Annotated in this window: 16 protein-coding genes and 3 tRNA genes; 12 read left to right on the top strand and 7 right to left on the bottom strand. The window is 49.9% G+C overall.

The annotated features are described in order from the left end of the window. Positions 1–66 precede the first annotated feature (66 nt). From DFR27_RS04795 to DFR27_RS04830, 8 genes are all read left to right on the top strand, one after another. Entirely contained in the window at positions 67–711 is a 645-nt protein-coding gene (locus tag DFR27_RS04795) for a response regulator (RefSeq protein ID WP_121876329.1), read from the top strand. Continuing rightward, positions 704–2,515: an excinuclease ABC subunit UvrC gene (uvrC, locus tag DFR27_RS04800; protein WP_211327567.1), complete on the top strand. Its 1,812-nt coding sequence runs from the start codon at positions 704–706 to the stop codon at positions 2,513–2,515. Before DFR27_RS04795 ends, uvrC begins: the two co-directional genes overlap by 8 nt. A 42-nt stretch (positions 2,516–2,557) precedes the next feature. After that, entirely contained in the window at positions 2,558–3,115 is a 558-nt protein-coding gene (pgsA, locus tag DFR27_RS04805) for a CDP-diacylglycerol--glycerol-3-phosphate 3-phosphatidyltransferase (RefSeq protein ID WP_121876331.1), read from the top strand. Between the two features lie 90 nt (positions 3,116–3,205). Continuing rightward, positions 3,206–3,281 (top strand) — tRNA-Gly (locus tag DFR27_RS04810). 57 nt (positions 3,282–3,338) lie between these two features. Next, positions 3,339–3,412: transfer RNA gene (locus tag DFR27_RS04815), tRNA-Cys, on the top strand. Between the two features lie 22 nt (positions 3,413–3,434). Continuing rightward, positions 3,435–3,521: transfer RNA gene (locus tag DFR27_RS04820), tRNA-Leu, on the top strand. Between the two features lie 167 nt (positions 3,522–3,688). After that, complete coding sequence (locus DFR27_RS04825) at positions 3,689–4,075, top strand: MAPEG family protein (RefSeq protein WP_121876332.1); 387 nt, start codon at positions 3,689–3,691, stop codon at positions 4,073–4,075. A gap of 223 nt (positions 4,076–4,298) precedes the next feature. Continuing rightward, positions 4,299–6,671: an ATP-dependent helicase C-terminal domain-containing protein gene (locus tag DFR27_RS04830; protein ID WP_121876333.1), complete on the top strand. Its 2,373-nt coding sequence runs from the start codon at positions 4,299–4,301 to the stop codon at positions 6,669–6,671. A 71-nt stretch (positions 6,672–6,742) separates the two neighbouring features. Here the strand turns inward: DFR27_RS04830 and DFR27_RS04835 are convergent, their stop codons facing one another. Further along, entirely contained in the window at positions 6,743–7,603 is an 861-nt protein-coding gene (locus tag DFR27_RS04835) for an acyl-CoA thioesterase (RefSeq protein ID WP_121876334.1), read from the bottom strand. Positions 7,604–7,663: 60 nt separating this feature from the next. Here DFR27_RS04835 and DFR27_RS04840 point away from each other — a divergent pair, with 60 nt between their 5' ends. Further along, entirely contained in the window at positions 7,664–8,329 is a 666-nt protein-coding gene (locus tag DFR27_RS04840; protein ID WP_245962615.1) for a TetR/AcrR family transcriptional regulator, read from the top strand. Between the two features lie 183 nt (positions 8,330–8,512). Further along, positions 8,513–10,432, top strand: a complete 1,920-nt coding sequence (locus tag DFR27_RS04845) for an aminotransferase class I/II-fold pyridoxal phosphate-dependent enzyme (RefSeq protein WP_121876335.1) — start codon at positions 8,513–8,515, stop codon at positions 10,430–10,432. 71 nt (positions 10,433–10,503) lie between these two features. Here DFR27_RS04845 and DFR27_RS04850 read toward each other — a convergent pair whose 3' ends face one another. From DFR27_RS04850 to DFR27_RS04875, 6 genes are read right to left on the bottom strand one after another with little or no spacing between them, the layout of a single operon-like run. Continuing rightward, on the bottom strand, positions 10,504–10,920 hold the full coding sequence (locus DFR27_RS04850; RefSeq protein ID WP_121876336.1) for a YiiD C-terminal domain-containing protein: 417 nt from the start codon (positions 10,918–10,920) through the stop codon (positions 10,504–10,506). Beyond that, positions 10,917–11,756: a Rossmann-like and DUF2520 domain-containing protein gene (locus DFR27_RS04855; protein WP_121876337.1), complete on the bottom strand. Its 840-nt coding sequence runs from the start codon at positions 11,754–11,756 to the stop codon at positions 10,917–10,919. The genes DFR27_RS04850 and DFR27_RS04855 overlap by 4 nt, the downstream gene beginning before the upstream one ends. After that, the gene (locus tag DFR27_RS04860) at positions 11,749–12,507 is read right to left on the bottom strand and encodes a pyridoxine 5'-phosphate synthase (RefSeq protein ID WP_121876338.1); all 759 of its coding nucleotides are present in this window, start codon (positions 12,505–12,507) and stop codon (positions 11,749–11,751) included. The genes DFR27_RS04855 and DFR27_RS04860 overlap by 8 nt, the downstream gene beginning before the upstream one ends. Further along, entirely contained in the window at positions 12,461–13,060 is a 600-nt protein-coding gene (locus tag DFR27_RS04865) for a peptidylprolyl isomerase (protein WP_121876339.1), read from the bottom strand. The genes DFR27_RS04860 and DFR27_RS04865 overlap by 47 nt, the downstream gene beginning before the upstream one ends. After that, on the bottom strand, positions 13,060–13,359 hold the full coding sequence (locus tag DFR27_RS04870) for a YciI family protein (protein WP_121876340.1): 300 nt from the start codon (positions 13,357–13,359) through the stop codon (positions 13,060–13,062). The genes DFR27_RS04865 and DFR27_RS04870 overlap by 1 nt, the downstream gene beginning before the upstream one ends. Before the next feature lie 6 nt (positions 13,360–13,365). After that, complete coding sequence (locus DFR27_RS04875) at positions 13,366–13,950, bottom strand: inner membrane-spanning protein YciB (protein ID WP_121876341.1); 585 nt, start codon at positions 13,948–13,950, stop codon at positions 13,366–13,368. A 64-nt stretch (positions 13,951–14,014) separates the two neighbouring features. Here DFR27_RS04875 and DFR27_RS04880 point away from each other — a divergent pair, with 64 nt between their 5' ends. Further along, entirely contained in the window at positions 14,015–14,875 is an 861-nt protein-coding gene (locus tag DFR27_RS04880) for a PHP domain-containing protein (RefSeq protein ID WP_121876342.1), read from the top strand. Then, the gene (locus tag DFR27_RS04885; protein ID WP_121876343.1) at positions 14,872–15,507 is read left to right on the top strand and encodes an L-threonylcarbamoyladenylate synthase; all 636 of its coding nucleotides are present in this window, start codon (positions 14,872–14,874) and stop codon (positions 15,505–15,507) included. The genes DFR27_RS04880 and DFR27_RS04885 overlap by 4 nt, the downstream gene beginning before the upstream one ends. Positions 15,508–15,531 lie beyond the last annotated feature (24 nt).

Below are 15,531 nucleotides of genomic sequence, written 5' to 3' on the forward strand. Positions count from 1 at the left end.
TTAAGTAGTTGAGCTAGACAGTTGAAATTATTACACTGATTCTATCTCTTGAATGGCCTGTAAAGAATGAAAATACTTATTGCTGATGATCACGAACTTGTCCGAACGGGAATGGCTTATATGCTTCGTTCCTTCGATTTCGGCGGTGTGGTGTTGGCGGCATCTAGCGGTGTTGAAGCGCTGGCGCAGGTGCAACAACATCAGCCCGATGTGGTGCTGATGGACGTTAATATGCCGGGGCTGGGGGGGATTGAAGCTACGCGTCGTATTAAACGCATGGCACCGGCTACGCACGTTATCATGCTCTCAGGGTCGGTGGACGTACTGTGTATCGATGCGGCACTCGCAGCAGGTGCGTCAGGCTATATTAGTAAGTCAATTGGTGGTGAGAAACTCGAAGAGGCAATTCGATCGGTGATGCAGGGTGGTTCCTTCCTCTGTGATGAATCTCAGTTGCTTAAGGATAGGTATAAGTCTTCTAAGGCTAACTATTTTGAACACTTGTCGGCACGAGAAACGCAGATCTGCCTACTTATTGCCGAGGGTATTAAGGTGCCAGATATTGCCGAGCAGCTGGCGCTTAGCCCCAAAACAATCAACACTTACCGCTATCGAATTTTTGAGAAGTTTTGTGTCAACAGTGACGTCGAACTGGCTCTAGCTATTCACCGCCAAAGAAGCCGAGAAGCGAGCGCTGTCGCGGATGTTTGATGCGGAGCGATTTCTTGCTGGTTTAACCAATCAGCCAGGCGTTTACATGATGTACGATAGTTCGCAAAAACTGCTCTACATTGGCAAGGCGAAGAATCTACGAAAGCGCGTATCAAGCTACTTTAACGCCAGCCCCAAACCGCTCAAGACCATGGCGCTAGTGCGAAGAATTGCCGATATTCAGGTGAGCGTTGTCAGTTCAGAGACGGAATCGCTCCTGCTTGAACAAAGTCTAATTAAGACGCATCGTCCTCCTTACAACATCTTACTGCGCGACGATAAGTCGTTTCCCTTTATCTATCTCTCGTCACACAAAACGTTTCCACGATTGCAGATGTTGCGAGGTAAGCGGCCCAAGCTCGGTAAGCTATTCGGACCTTATACTAGTGGGCTAGCCGTAAGAGATAGTCTGAACTATTTGCAAAAGGCGCTTCAGCTTCGTCAGTGTGACGACACGTTTTTTAGCAATCGCTCACGGCCGTGCCTTCAGTACCAAATCAAACGTTGTAAGGCTCCCTGTGTGGGCTTTATTAGCGAAGCCGAGTACAAGCAGGATGTTGACGCAACGGTGGCAGTGCTGGAGGGGAGAAGCGAGCGCTTAACCTCGGCCTTGGCCAAGGAAATGGAAGAGCACGCTGCGAACTTTCAGTACGAAGAAGCCGCGGTTTGCCGTGATCGTATTAGCGCAATTCGTCATATTCAAGAGCGCCAAGGTGTGTTTAATCGCGACGGTAGTGTTGATGTGCTCGCGGTACTGTACCGCGCGGGGTTGGCCATTATTCAACAGCTCGAAGTACGCGGCGGTCGCATTGTGGCGAATCAAAGCTGGTTTCCAAAGCTGGGCTTAGAGGAAACGCCAGAATCACTGCTGGAGCAATTTATTGCACACTATTATCTCAATGATCGCCCAGACCGACCGGCGGAGTTAATCGTTAATACCGAGCCAACGAATACCGCCACACTCAGCGCCGCAATCGCTGAGTCCATGTCGCGTAGGTTCAGCATAACTACCAAGGTCCGTGGTGATAGAGCTAAGTGGTTGGAGTTAGCTGGTAGGTCGGCTGAAGAGAATATTGGCCAAAGATTGGCTAGCAAGCGGGTATTCTACGGCAAATTGATGGCGCTAAGAGAGGCGATCGCTCAGCCTAGTATCGATCATATTGAATGTTTCGATATCTCTCATTCATCCGGCGAAGCAACGGTAGCTTCATGTGTTGTTTTTGATGAGAATGGTGCTGATAAGAAGTCTTATCGCGCCTATAACGTAAAAGACATTACTGCTGGCGATGATTACGCCGCCATGCGGCAGGCGTTAACACGCCGATATCAGAGCGCCATCGAGAAACAGCGCGCGCTCCCAGATCTGCTGATTATAGACGGTGGCAAAGGCCAGATGAAGCAGGCTATTGAAGTGTTGGATGAGCTGGCCATCTCGGGTGTTTGCATTCTTGGCGTGGCAAAAGGACCAACTCGGAAGGCGGGTTTAGAAACGTTATATCTGGGTCGCGATTTTGCTGAAATTAACCTAATGCCGCATGACCCCGCTTTACATTTGATTCAGCAGGTTCGTGATGAAGCGCATAATCACGCCATCAAGAATCATCGTAAACGGCGTGATAAAAAGCGCGTCGTCTCAGTTCTAGATAGTATTGAGGGGATTGGACCGGCAAAGAAGCAAGCGCTATTGCGGCATTTTGGCGGGGTAGCACAGATTGAGCGCGCTTCGCAGCAAGATTTAACCAGGGTTGGTGGTGTCTCACAAAAATTAGCGGATAAGATTTATAAGCACTTTCATCCCGAATGATGCTCAGGTAGGATTAGCTCACTTCCATTAGAATTACTAAAAATGACCATACCCAACATACTTACCACAATTCGCGTACTCCTAATCCCCGTTATCATTGTCGTTTTCTACCTCGATTGGATTTGGGCAGGCTTCTGGGCAAGTATTCTCTTTGGCGTTGCCTCGTTTACGGATTGGCTTGATGGTTATCTGGCGCGTAGGCTTGATCAAGGATCCGCGTTTGGGGCATTCTTGGATCCGGTAGCCGATAAGCTAACCGTCAGTGTGGCGCTTATTCTGATTACGACTCACTATCCGGCTATTTCGGTAACCATCGCCACAATCATCATTATTGGCCGAGAAATCATCATTTCGGCACTGCGCGAGTGGATGGCGAAGGCTGGCCAAAGCCATTTAGTTGCTGTGGACGCCGTGGGTAAGTGGAAAACCGCCGCACAAATGTTAGCGATTGGCTTTTTGATGGGATCTACATCTGAACCAACTGCATGGGGGTTTTGGCCTGGTTATGTACTGCTAGTGTTGGCTACTTTGCTCACTATTTGGTCGATGGTAGGGTACTTACGTTCGGCGATGCCCGTAATCTTGCAATCTGGTCGATAAGTTAGCTAAGTTATTGAAATTAAAGGTTGACACAAATTTCTGAGTCCATAAAATACGCCTCGTTCTCAGGCACAAAGTAATTGAGAATTTGCGGGAATAGCTCAGTTGGTAGAGCACGACCTTGCCAAGGTCGGGGTCGCGAGTTCGAATCTCGTTTCCCGCTCCAATTTATTATTTATATGGAAGCTTCTTCCGTATAAGCAATAAAGAGAAAATCTGTAAAGGCGCGATAGCAAAGCGGTTATGCACTGGATTGCAAATCCACGTAGGCCGGTTCGACTCCGGCTCGCGCCTCCACTTTTAATAAGTGGGCCATCCTGCCCGGGTGGTGAAATTGGTAGACACAGGAGACTTAAAATCTCCCGACCGCAAGGTCGTGCCGGTTCAAGTCCGGCCCCGGGCACCATTCTTTTCTGTACACCTTCGTTACATTAATTTCTTAGTATTAGTGCTTTATCTATCGGCTTTCAGTTATCTAACTGCTGCGCCTCGCTTAGCGCTGTCTGCTAGTTTAAACTAGCGTTTAGACGGCATACTTTGCCGTCATTACACCATAATAATAGGGAACAATTTATGACACATATTACTGCTCTGTATGCCGGTATTCTTGCTTTGATTTGGATGGGGTTGGCCTTCCGTGTGGTGAAAGGCCGCTGGAAACACAAAGTCAATATTGGCGATGGTGCCAATGAGGACATGGAGCGTCGTATTCGTGTTCATGCTAACGCTACTGAATACTTGCCACTCGCTCTGATTTTGTTGGCGATGCTTGAGCTAGGTGGGGTAGGTCACCTATGGCTTCATGGTCTAGGGGTTGTTCTAGTGGTAGCAAGATTGCTCCATGCGGTGGGCTTCTCCAAGACATCTGGCGCGTCATTTGGCCGCTATTGGGGAACATTATTAACCTGGGTTGTTGTCACCGTGATGGCACTCGCTAACGTCATCCACTTCTTTATCTGATAGGCCAAAGCTTAATTGGATGAGAGCAACGCAGCCTGTGGACTGGGTGGCTTGAGCATTTGTTAAGTGGTTTGTTTGGCCCAAAAAGATGCCCGATTCATAGAACCGGGCCAAGACCATTAGGAGTGTTTTTTGGGAGTGTTAATCTCTCAAAATACTGGCCCCGTGAGATAAGGGGGAAATGACGAGGCCTGTACTTCAACTATCGTAGATATTTCTAAATATGCAAGAAATTGGGTTAAAAAATGCGGTCGCTTCGGTAAATAGGCAGCTTAACAATCAAGGCTATGCAAGTCTCTGTGCTGAGCCGGGCGCCGGTAAGACAATCCTTGCACCTTGGTTGTTATCCCAGGCGGGCTATCGGCGCGTGATCGTGACTCAACCGCGGGCGCTCACGGCAATCAGTGCCGCTCGTTTTGCCGCGGATTTTCATGGTGCTGCACTGGGTGACGAGATTGGCTTCGTGACGGGTGACACTCAGAATTCGAGTTCGAACGCTAGGGTAGAATATGTCACAGATGGCGTACTAGCTCGGCGTTTGGCGAGCGCTCCGGATGAGTTTGATGGCGATTTACTGATTATTGACGAGTGCCATGAGCGAAGCCTCATGACGGATGCCTGTTTTGCGATGTTCACCGCATCAAACTCTCTCTATGCAGATAGTTTTAATGCGAAGCTATTACTCATGTCGGCCACCATGAACGGCTTAGCGCTACCTAGCGAGTTAAGTAGCGTTGCCCCGGTGACCGTGGCAGGAAGAAGCTTTCCTATTACTACCCAATATCTTCCCTGTGATCTCAATGATTATCAGCAGGTCACTCAAGCAATCATCACGGTTGCCGAAGCCGAGGAGGGCGCCACGCTGGTTTTCGTATCTGGGCAGCGTGATGTGCGCGGAATAAGCGCCTATTTGGCGCAGTGTACTGATATTCCCGTGCACGTCCTACACGGTGGCCTAAGCTCGAAGGAGCAGTATGCGGTAGCTCAAGCTGCTAGCTCAGCACGAATTATTCTCTCAACTAACCTAGCCGAAGCTTCAATTACTATTGAAGACGTAGGGAGTGTCGTGGATATGGGGTTAGTGCAAAATGCCTATTTCGATCCCGTTACGGGCAACAGTGAGTTGCGTCGGGAAGCCATTTCCAAAGCTTCGGCCAGTCAGCGCGCAGGTCGCGCAGGGCGTGTCAGAGCGGGGCGCTGTGTGCGCCTATGGTCAAAGCAGCGTCACGCCACACTCTATGAGCAATCTATTGCGCCCATTGAGCGCGAATCGATCGATGAGCTACTGCTATTGTTGGGGCATTGGGGGTCAATGGATGCTGATGATTATCAATGGCTGGCACCGCCTAACCAGAGTCGCTGGGCTCGTACGCTAACGCGACTGGAGCAGTTTGAATTTGCCCGCGGCAATTCCCTGACTGAACTCGGCGAGCTCGCCGCCAAGCTTCCCTTAACCGCTTCACTTGCCCGTGCTGTTCTCTTAGCGAAAGACACTGAGTTGGTCACCAGTCAGGTGTTAGGGCTGGAGAGTAAGCTTAGTGGGGGCAGCGAGTTGATTCGGCTTTCCGAACCCGTGGTGCTCAACAAGGTTCAAACACGCCGTCGTCAACAAATAGTCCGCATCATTGCTAGGCGTAAACGGGTTGGTAGAGACTTAAATGCCACCTCGGCGTTGGTGTCATCGGCACCACGGATGTTGGCAAAACGAGAGCATGGGAACTACTACCGCACCGCAGATAACCAGATAATAAGCGTGTCGAAGCCTGCCTCTTCCTCAAGTCCAGATACGGTTTGGCTGGCGGGAGCTTGGGGTAGCCAACAACAAACAGCCGCCAGGGTCTTGGCGATTTCTAAGCCAGAGTTTGAACTTCTGTGTAAGCGTTTTGCTAGGTTAGAGTCCACCATCATCTTTGACAACGATCAACTATGGCAGCTAGCGGTTGAGCGCCATGGGCGATTTGAAGTTGAACAACAGCGAAGCGTTCTCAAGGGTGATGCTTTGGGGGAATATCTAAGTGCTTTAGAAGTTACCAAAGTATGGGGGCTACTGAGCAGCAGCCAGCGAAATGACTTCGAACACGAAGCTATTCGACTAGCGTTGGGTCTAGGGCTAGACAAAGAGGCGTGTCAGTCACGTTTGTGTACAGGGCTTGTGGCTCGAATTGGTACGAATGATAGTCTACAAACGTTAAGGAAGTTGTCCGTCAAAACCATACTGAGGGAGAGTTTGGACTATGCCTCCCAACAGCAGTTGAATGCTAGCGCGCCTGAGCAGTGGGCAGGGCCACTGGGCTCGGCGCCAATCGTTTATGCTAGCTACGATAACGAAGTGGTTGCGAAGGTTTCCCTACGTTTACAATGGGTTTTCGGCTTAAGTGAAGTTGTTCTGTTAGGGGTAAGCCCAAACCAAGTAGAGCTAACTTTCGAGCTACTCAGTCCGGCACAAAGACCAATCCAGACTACACGTGACTTGGGTCGCTTCTGGATTGGGAGTTATCAGGCGGTTCGTAAAGAGATGAGGGCGCGTTATCCTAAGCATCACTGGCCGGAGGATCCTGCTAACGAAACGCCCATGAGGATGACAAGACGGCGTTAGCAGGCAGGCATCCTAAGCGTTGCTGTGGTCACCGAAGTTAACCAAAGCTCAACTTAGCAAGCCTAAAAGGATTATCGACTTTTCTTTCTGACCAAGCCTTCTTGCGCGGTTGATGCCACGAGCTTGCCTGTGCGGTCATAGAATGCACCGCGAGTGAATGCTCGTGCTGAGCCCGCGATGGGCGAATCGGTGGTGTAAAGTAGCCAGTCATTCAAGTTCACGTCATGATGGAACCACATAGAGTGATCCAGGCTCGCCGCCATAATAGAAGGATCTAGGAAGCTCACGCCATGGGGGCGCGCGGCGGTGCCAAGCAGGCCCATATCTGAGACGTAGGCAAGAATACCTCGCTGAATAATTTGGTCCTCCGGTAGTATTCCGTCAGCTTTGATCCATGCCATAGACGTTGCAGGGGCCGTCTCGGGATTAATAAAGCCCAGAAAGTCAACGGGGCGAATATCCAGGGGAATGGGGATCTTCGCGAAATGAGCGAGTTGCGGGATCTTCTCAGCAAGCTCGTTCCGATGCTGTGCCATTGACTTAAAGTTCTCTGGTCCTTCGGGGAAAACCGGGGTTTCGAGTTGGTGCTCAACACCGGGCTCTTGAACATGATAAGAGCATGACATATTGAAAATTGCCTCACCATGTTGGCGCGCTACAATTCGTCGAGTGGCAAAGCTTCGCCCATCACGAATTCGATCCACTTCATAGCCAATGGGTTCGTTGGGATCGCCAATCTTTAAAAAGTAGGCGTGCAGTGAGTGAGGAAGTAGGCCATCAATGGTATCTGTTGCCGCTAGCAGTGATTGGGCAATAACTTGCCCACCAAACACGCGAGGTAGCCCCATTGAAGTACTATTTCCATAATAAATGCCATCTTTATTGGCTTGGACGTTCAAAATCTTGATTAATTGCTCTAAAATTTGCGTCATAGGTCATTCTCGGTGATTATTAGGTTTCAATCGCCCACAGTTATTTAAGGAATAGGATTGATGGTACCTCAGGCTTCAACCAGTATCGAGCGCGCGCACAAAAAAGTTCAGCTTTTTCGAGCCCGAGAGCAAGCCATTCTTGACGCAGCGTTAGAGCTGTTACTCAAGTACGGTGAAGATCGCGTAACTGTTGAGAGTATTGCCGAGCATATTAACATTGGTAAGGGCACTATCTATAAACATTTCCGATCGAAGAGTGAGATCTATATTCAGTTGCTTCTTGATTATGAACGCCAGCTAACTGAGAGCCTCCAAGAAGCGCTTAAGGAGTCATCGGCGGCAGCCGCTCGGATTTATTTTGATGTTCGCCTAAGTAATCCTGAACGAGATCGCCTGTTTCAGCGCCTCGAAGAGCGTTTGCTGGCAGATGGCGGCGTAGAGGAACAAATTGGTCAGCTTCACTCGTTGCGTTCATCCAATCGCGACGGCTTGAACGCTATGATTGGGGAGCGGATTCGCATTGGCGCGCTGGAAGACGTTGATCCTGCTTACCATTTCTGCATCTGCTGGGCGCTTGCTCAGGGAGCTGTGGAGCTTTGGCACTCTCCGTTCTTCTCAGAGATCCTCAAGGATAAAGATGACTTTATGGAGTTTGTGAAGGATATTGGCATCAACATGGGCCGAGCTGGTGTGTTGCACCACACTCCTAATTCGAAGAGCGAATAATACGAAACGAATTATTTATTCTTTTAGCCTGATATTTCGAACAATATTATCCCCTTAGCGGCTTGCATTCAGGCCGCTGCTGAGTAACGATATTTGCCATCTCCGAATTGGCTTTTGCATCCGTTGCTGACAGCTAATTTCGCTACCATAACAACAATAAAAGGCCTTGAGCCTGGGTACCCGATGATAGCTAATTTCGTTATTTATTCGCACGAAGATCAATCCATTGTCAAAGAATGGGAAAGTACGCTAAGCGTTCAGGCCGAGAAGCGAGCCGGCAGTTTTCCCGTCAAATCCTCATACGTTGTCGGCCAGGCAGCGCTCGAATCGCGCCTCAGCGATGATATTAACCTTCAAGCATTAGTGCTGGTTACCCCTCTTTGCGAGACAACACTAAGCACGATTAAGGCACTTAGACCGTCGCTTGACCTGTTGGTGGCAATGTCAGAGTCAGGGCAAAGTCAGGCAGATAGAGCGCTTCGCGAGCAATTTGGCATTAAACAATTAATTGGCATGCATGACCAACCAGCACAACAGGTGGTTAACGCTATCGCGCAGTGCATTGAAAGTAGGGCGGCAACGCCTTTTGCGGATGCACTTACTCATTACGTGAAAGCGAATCGTGATTCGTGGCACACACCTGGTCATTTCGGTGGCAGTAGCTTAAGTCACAGCGAGTGGGCTAATCATTTTTACGACTTAGTGGGTCCTAACGTCTTCGCGCTTGATCTCAGTGTCTCGGTAGCCGAGCTGGACTCGCTTCATGAACCGCATTCAGTGATCGCTCAAGCTAAAGAGCTTGCGGCGGAGGCCTTTGGTGCCAAGCACACGTACTTCGCGACTAATGGCTCATCAACGGCCAACAAAGTGATTTTACAGGCCTTGGCTCACCCGCGAGATGTTCTCCTTGTTGATCGCGGTTCTCATAAATCAGTTCACCACGGAATTATTATGTCCGGTGCGCAACCGGTGTGGCTTGAGCCTTCATGTAATCATGAATTGGGCTTGATGGGGCCCGTGCCGCAACAGGCAATTTTTGATGCCATCGACGCAAATCCCAATGCCAAGCTGATCTTTCTCACTAGCTGCACCTACGATGGATTGCGCTATGACATGGCGCCAATTGTAGAGAAGGCTCACGCTCATGGTATTAAAGTTGTGGTGGATGAGGCGTGGTACGCCCATGGGTACTTTCACCCCAAGCTGCGACCAACCGCCTTGGAGTCGGGCGCCGACTACGTGACGCAAAGTACTCACAAGGTGTTGTCTGCGTTCTCGCAAGCATCCATGATTCATGTTAATGACCCAGACTTTGATGCGCATCGCTTTCAAGAGTTCTTCAATATGCATGCCTCAACTAGCCCGCAATACTCTATGATTGCCAGCCTTGATGTTGCGCGAATGCAGGCAAGTATGGAAGGGTACGGTCGCCTCTCGCAGGCGCTGCGGTTAGCCCAGCAGCTTCGTGATGCAATCAATGACATGAATGGTCTACGCGTGCTTGAGTGCCATGAAATTATTGCCAACACTCTGGTTAATGACGGCATCAGTTTCGACCCTACGAAGATCACCATTGATCTAAGAGCATGTTCGCTCTCGGGTGCGCAGCTGCAGAATCGTCTTCTGGATAATCACGCCATACAGGTGGAGAAGTACACCGAACATACACTGTCACTGCTTGTTACTATTGGTACCACAGCTAGTAAGGTGGAGCGATTGATTGATGCGCTCCAACAGGAATCACGCACTGCCTCGCTGGTTGAATCAATACAGCCAGCCTATCGCTTGCCGCCATTACCAATCCCCACCTCGCGCTTTGTTCGCCCTCGCGATGCGCTAAAGCTTCTTGCAGAGGATGTGCCATTGAAGGACGACAGCGGTCACGTTAATAGTGCATTGGTTGGCAGAGTGGTGCAGGATCTGATTGCACCGTACCCGCCGGGCGTCCCGCTGCTTACTCCAGGTGAAGAAATTAACGCTGAAGTCTTAGAGTGGTTGGAGCGTTGGTTGGAGAGTGATGATGATGCTGAAATTCATGGGTTGAACTGGATTAACAAGCGAGCCTATTTCCGTTGCTGCCTAATGGACGACGATGCGCGCTAACAGCGCGCGTTAACCCTTTTATTCGTTATGCCAATGGCTGTTACTGGCTTGGCGTGGTGTTAGCTTGCTAATTAATCGTCAAGCAAAACGTATTCAAGCTTTGCTGTAGCCCCTAGAATGCCTGTGCTAGCATTATAAACATTTGCGGTGACCTTGAACCGTCTGCGCTGTCTATGTTGAGACGCCTCGGTAATATAGGCGTTGAAGAGGGCGTCGTTGCTAATAAGGCGAACAAATTCTACCTGTTGAGATCGAATAACTAACGGCGGTAGTGTTGCATGCTGGCCTTGCTGCGCAATATGGAACCATCCCAGCGTGGTGGTTAATAGGCTTATGGAGCCACCAAATACAGTGAGCTTGTGATTCCGATGTAACGCGATTGGCGCCAGGAGAAAACTCGCCCCCGCTACCGAAGGTAGCTGATAGGGTGAAGTATCCAGGGCTTGAAGAAGCGGTATTTCTTGTATCAGCTGCTGCCAGGTGTTCACTTTGCTAAGAGCTCACGTAATTGCTGGGCGGTGGCGTTGTTATCATGCGCGAGTTCGCTGATGAGAGTACTTAAGCTTGTGTAAACATTGCGCACTTCGGGCTTGGCCTCTAACGCTGCTAAATGTTTCTCTATTGTGGCGATATCTCCACGTTTAATAGGGCCTGTTAACGCCTCTTTTGCGGAGCTGCTCTGAATATTCTGAAGGGTGTTTAACATTAAGGAATTAACTAGCCCTGCAGCGTGTTCCGCTGTCATACCTGATTCCATCGCCAAATCCTGCGCTGCATGAGAAAGCCCCACCAATAGATTTGAAGCCATTACCGAAGCCGCGTGATACTGCGCACGTGAAATATGTTCGCTAAAGATTAGCTTCGCGGCGAAGGGTGAGAATAGCGCTTCAAGGAATGGCTGATGGCCACGGAGACTTTCTACACAAACCGTTGCGCCAGCGAAATCGGTGCGTTTTACTGGAGCCCCGGTGAAACTGAAAGCAGGATGAACTGCCGCTAGCGCGCAATCTTGTGATGCCAGCGGAGATAGGGCGTCAACGCCGAGATTACCCGAGCAGTGAATGACCAGCTTTGCGTTCAGTGTATGCTCGGCGAGTTGCCTTGCCACACTAGCAATCTCCGAGTCATTCACGGCCAGAATTAGCAGGTCTACATCCATATCACGCATAGGAGTATTGGTGGACCAATATTTCAGCGGCTTATTGATATCAGAGCGCGACCAAACTTGGATCTCTGCGTTGGGGTAGCTCTCATGGAATAGTGCAGACAATCCCCGAGCTAGTTTCCCCTGACCAATGAAGCCAATACGCTTGAGATTACGCATCGGCCAACAACGCACGATATCGCTGTAGCGTTGTTGCCAGTCCTTGCTCTAAGGATTCAATAGTAAGAGCGTGACCAATACTGACTTCGCTGAGTTCAGGTAAGGACTTAAATAGGCGCATGTTTTCAAGATTCAGATCATGACCAGCGTTGATACCTAAGCCTAGCGAATGGGCGAATTCAGCACAGTGGGCATAGAGTGCGAAGCTGTCTTTGCCTGCTTGCTCTGATTCATTCCACGCATCGGCGAAGGGACCGGTGTAGAACTCAACTCTGTCAGCGCCGGTGCTTGGAACGCGCTGAAGCTGTTCGATGTCTGCATCCATGAAAAGTGAAACTCGGCACCCAAGCGCCTTGCAGAAGGCGATTTGTTGTTCGAGTGCAGTGTTATCCCCACTTAAATCGAATCCGTGGTCCGAGGTGAGCTGATCATCACTGTCTGGGACCAATGTGACTTGATGCGGCTTCGCGATGCGAACTAACTCGAGAAAGCCAGGGTAGCTACCCAGCGATTCTGCGTTGGGATTACCTTCGATATTGAATTCGATATTCGGGAATTCTGAGCAAAGCTGTGCCAGCGGAACGATGTCATCAGCGCGAATATGACGCTGATCAGGTCGGGGGTGAACCGTAATCCCTTGAGCGCCTAACTCAATACAGTTGCGGGCATAGCTGACTAAATCTGGATTGTTGCCTTCGCGCGAATTACGAATCAATGCTATTTTGTTGATGTTTACACTGAGTATAACCATGATTATCGCTCTCGATTTCCTTAATCCAAATTAGCCGAACAGGGTTGGCTGGTAAATGTTGATACGCTTCAAATTGGCGTACAGGTTCTTTTGCAATGGCATCAACTACCGCCATTCCGCAGTCAACCTTAGCAAAGACAGTGTAGCCTAGGCTCTCCTCAGTAGGGTCTAGGTGAGGATTTGCTTTGAGGTTGATATAGAACTGAGAGTCGGCTGAGTCAGGATCGCTCCAGCGCGCCATCGCCAAGGTGCCACGGACGTTCTTAAGTCCATTACGACTCTCGTTCTCAATGGGGTCTCGCGTCTCAGGCTCTTCTAGCACGGTGTTGACGCCGCCCGTTTGAATCATAAAGTCATCAATGACGCGGTGAAAAATGAGGTGCTTGTAGAAGTCGTCGGCTACGTAGGTAGCGAAGTTTTCAGTTGTAAGCGGGGCTTGCTGATCATAGGTCTCAATGTAGATCGTACCGAGATCAGTAAACATCTCGTAATGTTTTGCATGCAGGGTGCTAGCGTGTAGCAGTGCCAACACGAGGAGAGCAGAGCGTAACATTACGGCAGCACTACCTTGTAAGGTTTAACGATGACGCGCTCGTAGACCCCTGCGCTAACGTATGGATCTGCATCGGCCCACGCTTGTGCGGCGACTAGACTTTCAAATTCAGCCACCACAAGTGATCCGCTAAATCCCGCTTCGCCTGGGTCGTCACTGTCAATGGCAGGGTGGGGGCCAGCGACAAGCAGTTTACCTTGGTCTTTAAGCGCTAGCAGTCGTTCGATATGCGCCGGGCGTGCGTCCTGGCGAAGCTCCAGGCTGTTAGGCACGTCCTGTGAAATAATGGCGTAATACATGATTGGTTAATCCTTAGAATTCTCTTCTTTTAAAGCTGGAAGCAAAATAGCAGCGGTGATGGCCATAATAACAACACTAAAGCCAATTGAACTATAGAACTTAAAGCTTACCCACGTGGCTTCGCTGAAATTGTAAGCGACGATTAGATTTAGGGCGCCAACGAAGCCCAAATAAATGATCCACGTCCATTCCAGCTTGGACCATACAATATTGGGTAATGATAATTGCGTTTGCATAGCCAGCTTGAGCCAAGAGCGACGCCCCATAAATTTTGGCACCAAGATTCCCAGCGCTAGCGCCCAATTTACTAAGGTTGGCTTCCACTGAATAAATTCAGCGCTGCGTAATAACAGAGTAACGGAGCCAAGAATCAGAATGGCCGCGGTGGTCCAGAAGGTACGTTTGTCTACTTTGCGGGTAGTTAGCAAATCAACCAGCAAGAAGGCCACTGAACTGATCATGAGCGCCCACGTGGCTGAATAGATGCCATCAAAGGTATAGCTGACGTTGAATAGACTGATGGTCTGGCCATCCGCCTGATAAACGAGAAAAAAAAGAACTAGCGGGATAAATTCAAAAAGTTGTTTCATTGCACACACATCGACAATTTAGGATTGTGCCATCATAATGAAGAGAAATGATTAAGTCACCTACATGAAACACGCAATCAATACTTGGGATTTCCACTTCCATTCGAATTTGTCGGATGGCGCGCACTCGCCTGAAGAATTAGCTGATTTCTGCGTTGCCGCGGGCCTCACTGCAGCGGCCCTCACGGATCATGATACCACTGCCGGAATTTCACGCTTTCGTGCGGCCGCCGCGGATCGATTCCGAGTTATTAGCGGGATCGAGTTTTCATCGCGATGGCAGCGACAGAATATTCATGTTGTTGGTCTGGGATTCGATGTCAATCACGCCGCAATCATTGAAATGATCGAACTCCAAACGCAACTTCGCAATGAGCGTAATAGTAAGATTGCTAAACGATTAGCGAAGCTCGTAGCGGGTGAACCCGATATTCTCGCGCTCGCTCAGGCGCACTCGGGTGAAGGGCAACTGTGTCGGCCTCATTTTGCGCAAGTGATGGTTGATCTTGGTTTAGCCAATGACACTGGCCGAGTATTCGACCGTTGGTTAGGGAATGGTAAACCTGCCGCGGCTAGTATCGAATGGCCGGATATTAGCGCAGTGGTTGCAGCAATTGCCTCGGCAGGCGGATTGGCAGTGATAGCACACCCCATGCATTACAAGATGACGCGGAGTAAGCTTGAGTCATTAATGGCTGATTTTGCCGAATATGGCGGGCACGCCGTCGAAGTTGCCACCCCTGATCTACAATTAAACGGTGTTCAGTCGCTGATTGATCGGGCGGCGAAGTACGGGCTGATCGCCTCTGGCGGCAGTGACTTTCACAATAGTTCTTGGGGTGGCCGCGGCGTAGGAAAATTTCCGCAGTTACCAGAAAATACGGCAAGTGTTGTATCTGCCCTTGTAGCAGGAGAAGCATTATGAGTCAGTTTTTCCAGATTCACCCCGAAAACCCTCAGCTACGGCTAATTCGCCAAGCTGTAACCATCATGCGTGACGGAGGTGTCATTGCCTACCCAACGGATTCGGGCTACGCGCTAGGCTGTATGTTGGGACGAAAGCGAGCGATTGAGCGAATTCGCCGAATTCGTCGTTTGGATAGCAAGCATCCGTTGAGTTTGGTTTGTGGCGATTTATCATCCGTTGGCGTGTATGCCAAAGTTGATAACACCGATTACCGGATGCTGAAAGCGGCAATGCCGGGTGCCTTTACCTTTATTCTTAACGCAACCACAGAAGTCCCACGGCAGATGATGCACCCAAAACGACGCACCATTGGTATTAGAGTGCCTAACAACGCGATCACTCAAGCGCTATTACTGGAGTTGGGTGAGCCTATTATTAGCACTACCATGATTCCACCGAATGAGCATGACGCGCTGTTCGATCCGATTGAAATTCGCGAGCGCTGGGAACACGAACTGGACTTGATCGTTGACGGCGGGTCTGTTCCTCCAGAGGAGACCACGGTGATCGATCTGACTTCCCACGTACCTGAACTGGTTCGTAAAGGGGCCGGCGACTGGACGCCATTTTTCGCTGACGAACCCGCGTAAAATGGGTACACTGGTGAATAACTC

Origin of the sequence: Umboniibacter marinipuniceus (genome assembly GCF_003688415.1) — a bacterium.
Taxonomy (GTDB): domain Bacteria; phylum Pseudomonadota; class Gammaproteobacteria; order Pseudomonadales; family DSM-25080; genus Umboniibacter; species Umboniibacter marinipuniceus.

Excerpts from the sequence above, each read along its gene's own strand:
- DFR27_RS04825 (WP_121876332.1), top strand. The coding sequence starts at position 3,689 with ATGACACATATTACTGCTCTGTATGCCGGTATTCTTGCTTTGATTTGG.
- DFR27_RS04875 (WP_121876341.1), bottom strand. The coding sequence starts at position 13,950 with ATGAAACAACTTTTTGAATTTATCCCGCTAGTTCTTTTTTTTCTCGTT.
- DFR27_RS04880 (WP_121876342.1), top strand. The coding sequence starts at position 14,015 with ATGAAACACGCAATCAATACTTGGGATTTCCACTTCCATTCGAATTTG.
- uvrC (WP_211327567.1), top strand. The coding sequence starts at position 704 with ATGTTTGATGCGGAGCGATTTCTTGCTGGTTTAACCAATCAGCCAGGC.
- DFR27_RS04870 (WP_121876340.1), bottom strand. The coding sequence starts at position 13,359 with ATGTATTACGCCATTATTTCACAGGACGTGCCTAACAGCCTGGAGCTT.
- DFR27_RS04845 (WP_121876335.1), top strand. The coding sequence starts at position 8,513 with ATGATAGCTAATTTCGTTATTTATTCGCACGAAGATCAATCCATTGTC.
- DFR27_RS04840 (WP_245962615.1), top strand. The coding sequence starts at position 7,664 with ATGGTACCTCAGGCTTCAACCAGTATCGAGCGCGCGCACAAAAAAGTT.
- pgsA (WP_121876331.1), top strand. The coding sequence starts at position 2,558 with ATGACCATACCCAACATACTTACCACAATTCGCGTACTCCTAATCCCC.
- DFR27_RS04835 (WP_121876334.1), bottom strand. The coding sequence starts at position 7,603 with ATGACGCAAATTTTAGAGCAATTAATCAAGATTTTGAACGTCCAAGCC.
- DFR27_RS04795 (WP_121876329.1), top strand. The coding sequence starts at position 67 with ATGAAAATACTTATTGCTGATGATCACGAACTTGTCCGAACGGGAATG.
- DFR27_RS04860 (WP_121876338.1), bottom strand. The coding sequence starts at position 12,507 with ATGGTTATACTCAGTGTAAACATCAACAAAATAGCATTGATTCGTAAT.
- DFR27_RS04855 (WP_121876337.1), bottom strand. The coding sequence starts at position 11,756 with ATGCGTAATCTCAAGCGTATTGGCTTCATTGGTCAGGGGAAACTAGCT.
- DFR27_RS04885 (WP_121876343.1), top strand. The coding sequence starts at position 14,872 with ATGAGTCAGTTTTTCCAGATTCACCCCGAAAACCCTCAGCTACGGCTA.
- DFR27_RS04830 (WP_121876333.1), top strand. The coding sequence starts at position 4,299 with ATGCAAGAAATTGGGTTAAAAAATGCGGTCGCTTCGGTAAATAGGCAG.
- DFR27_RS04865 (WP_121876339.1), bottom strand. The coding sequence starts at position 13,060 with ATGTTACGCTCTGCTCTCCTCGTGTTGGCACTGCTACACGCTAGCACC.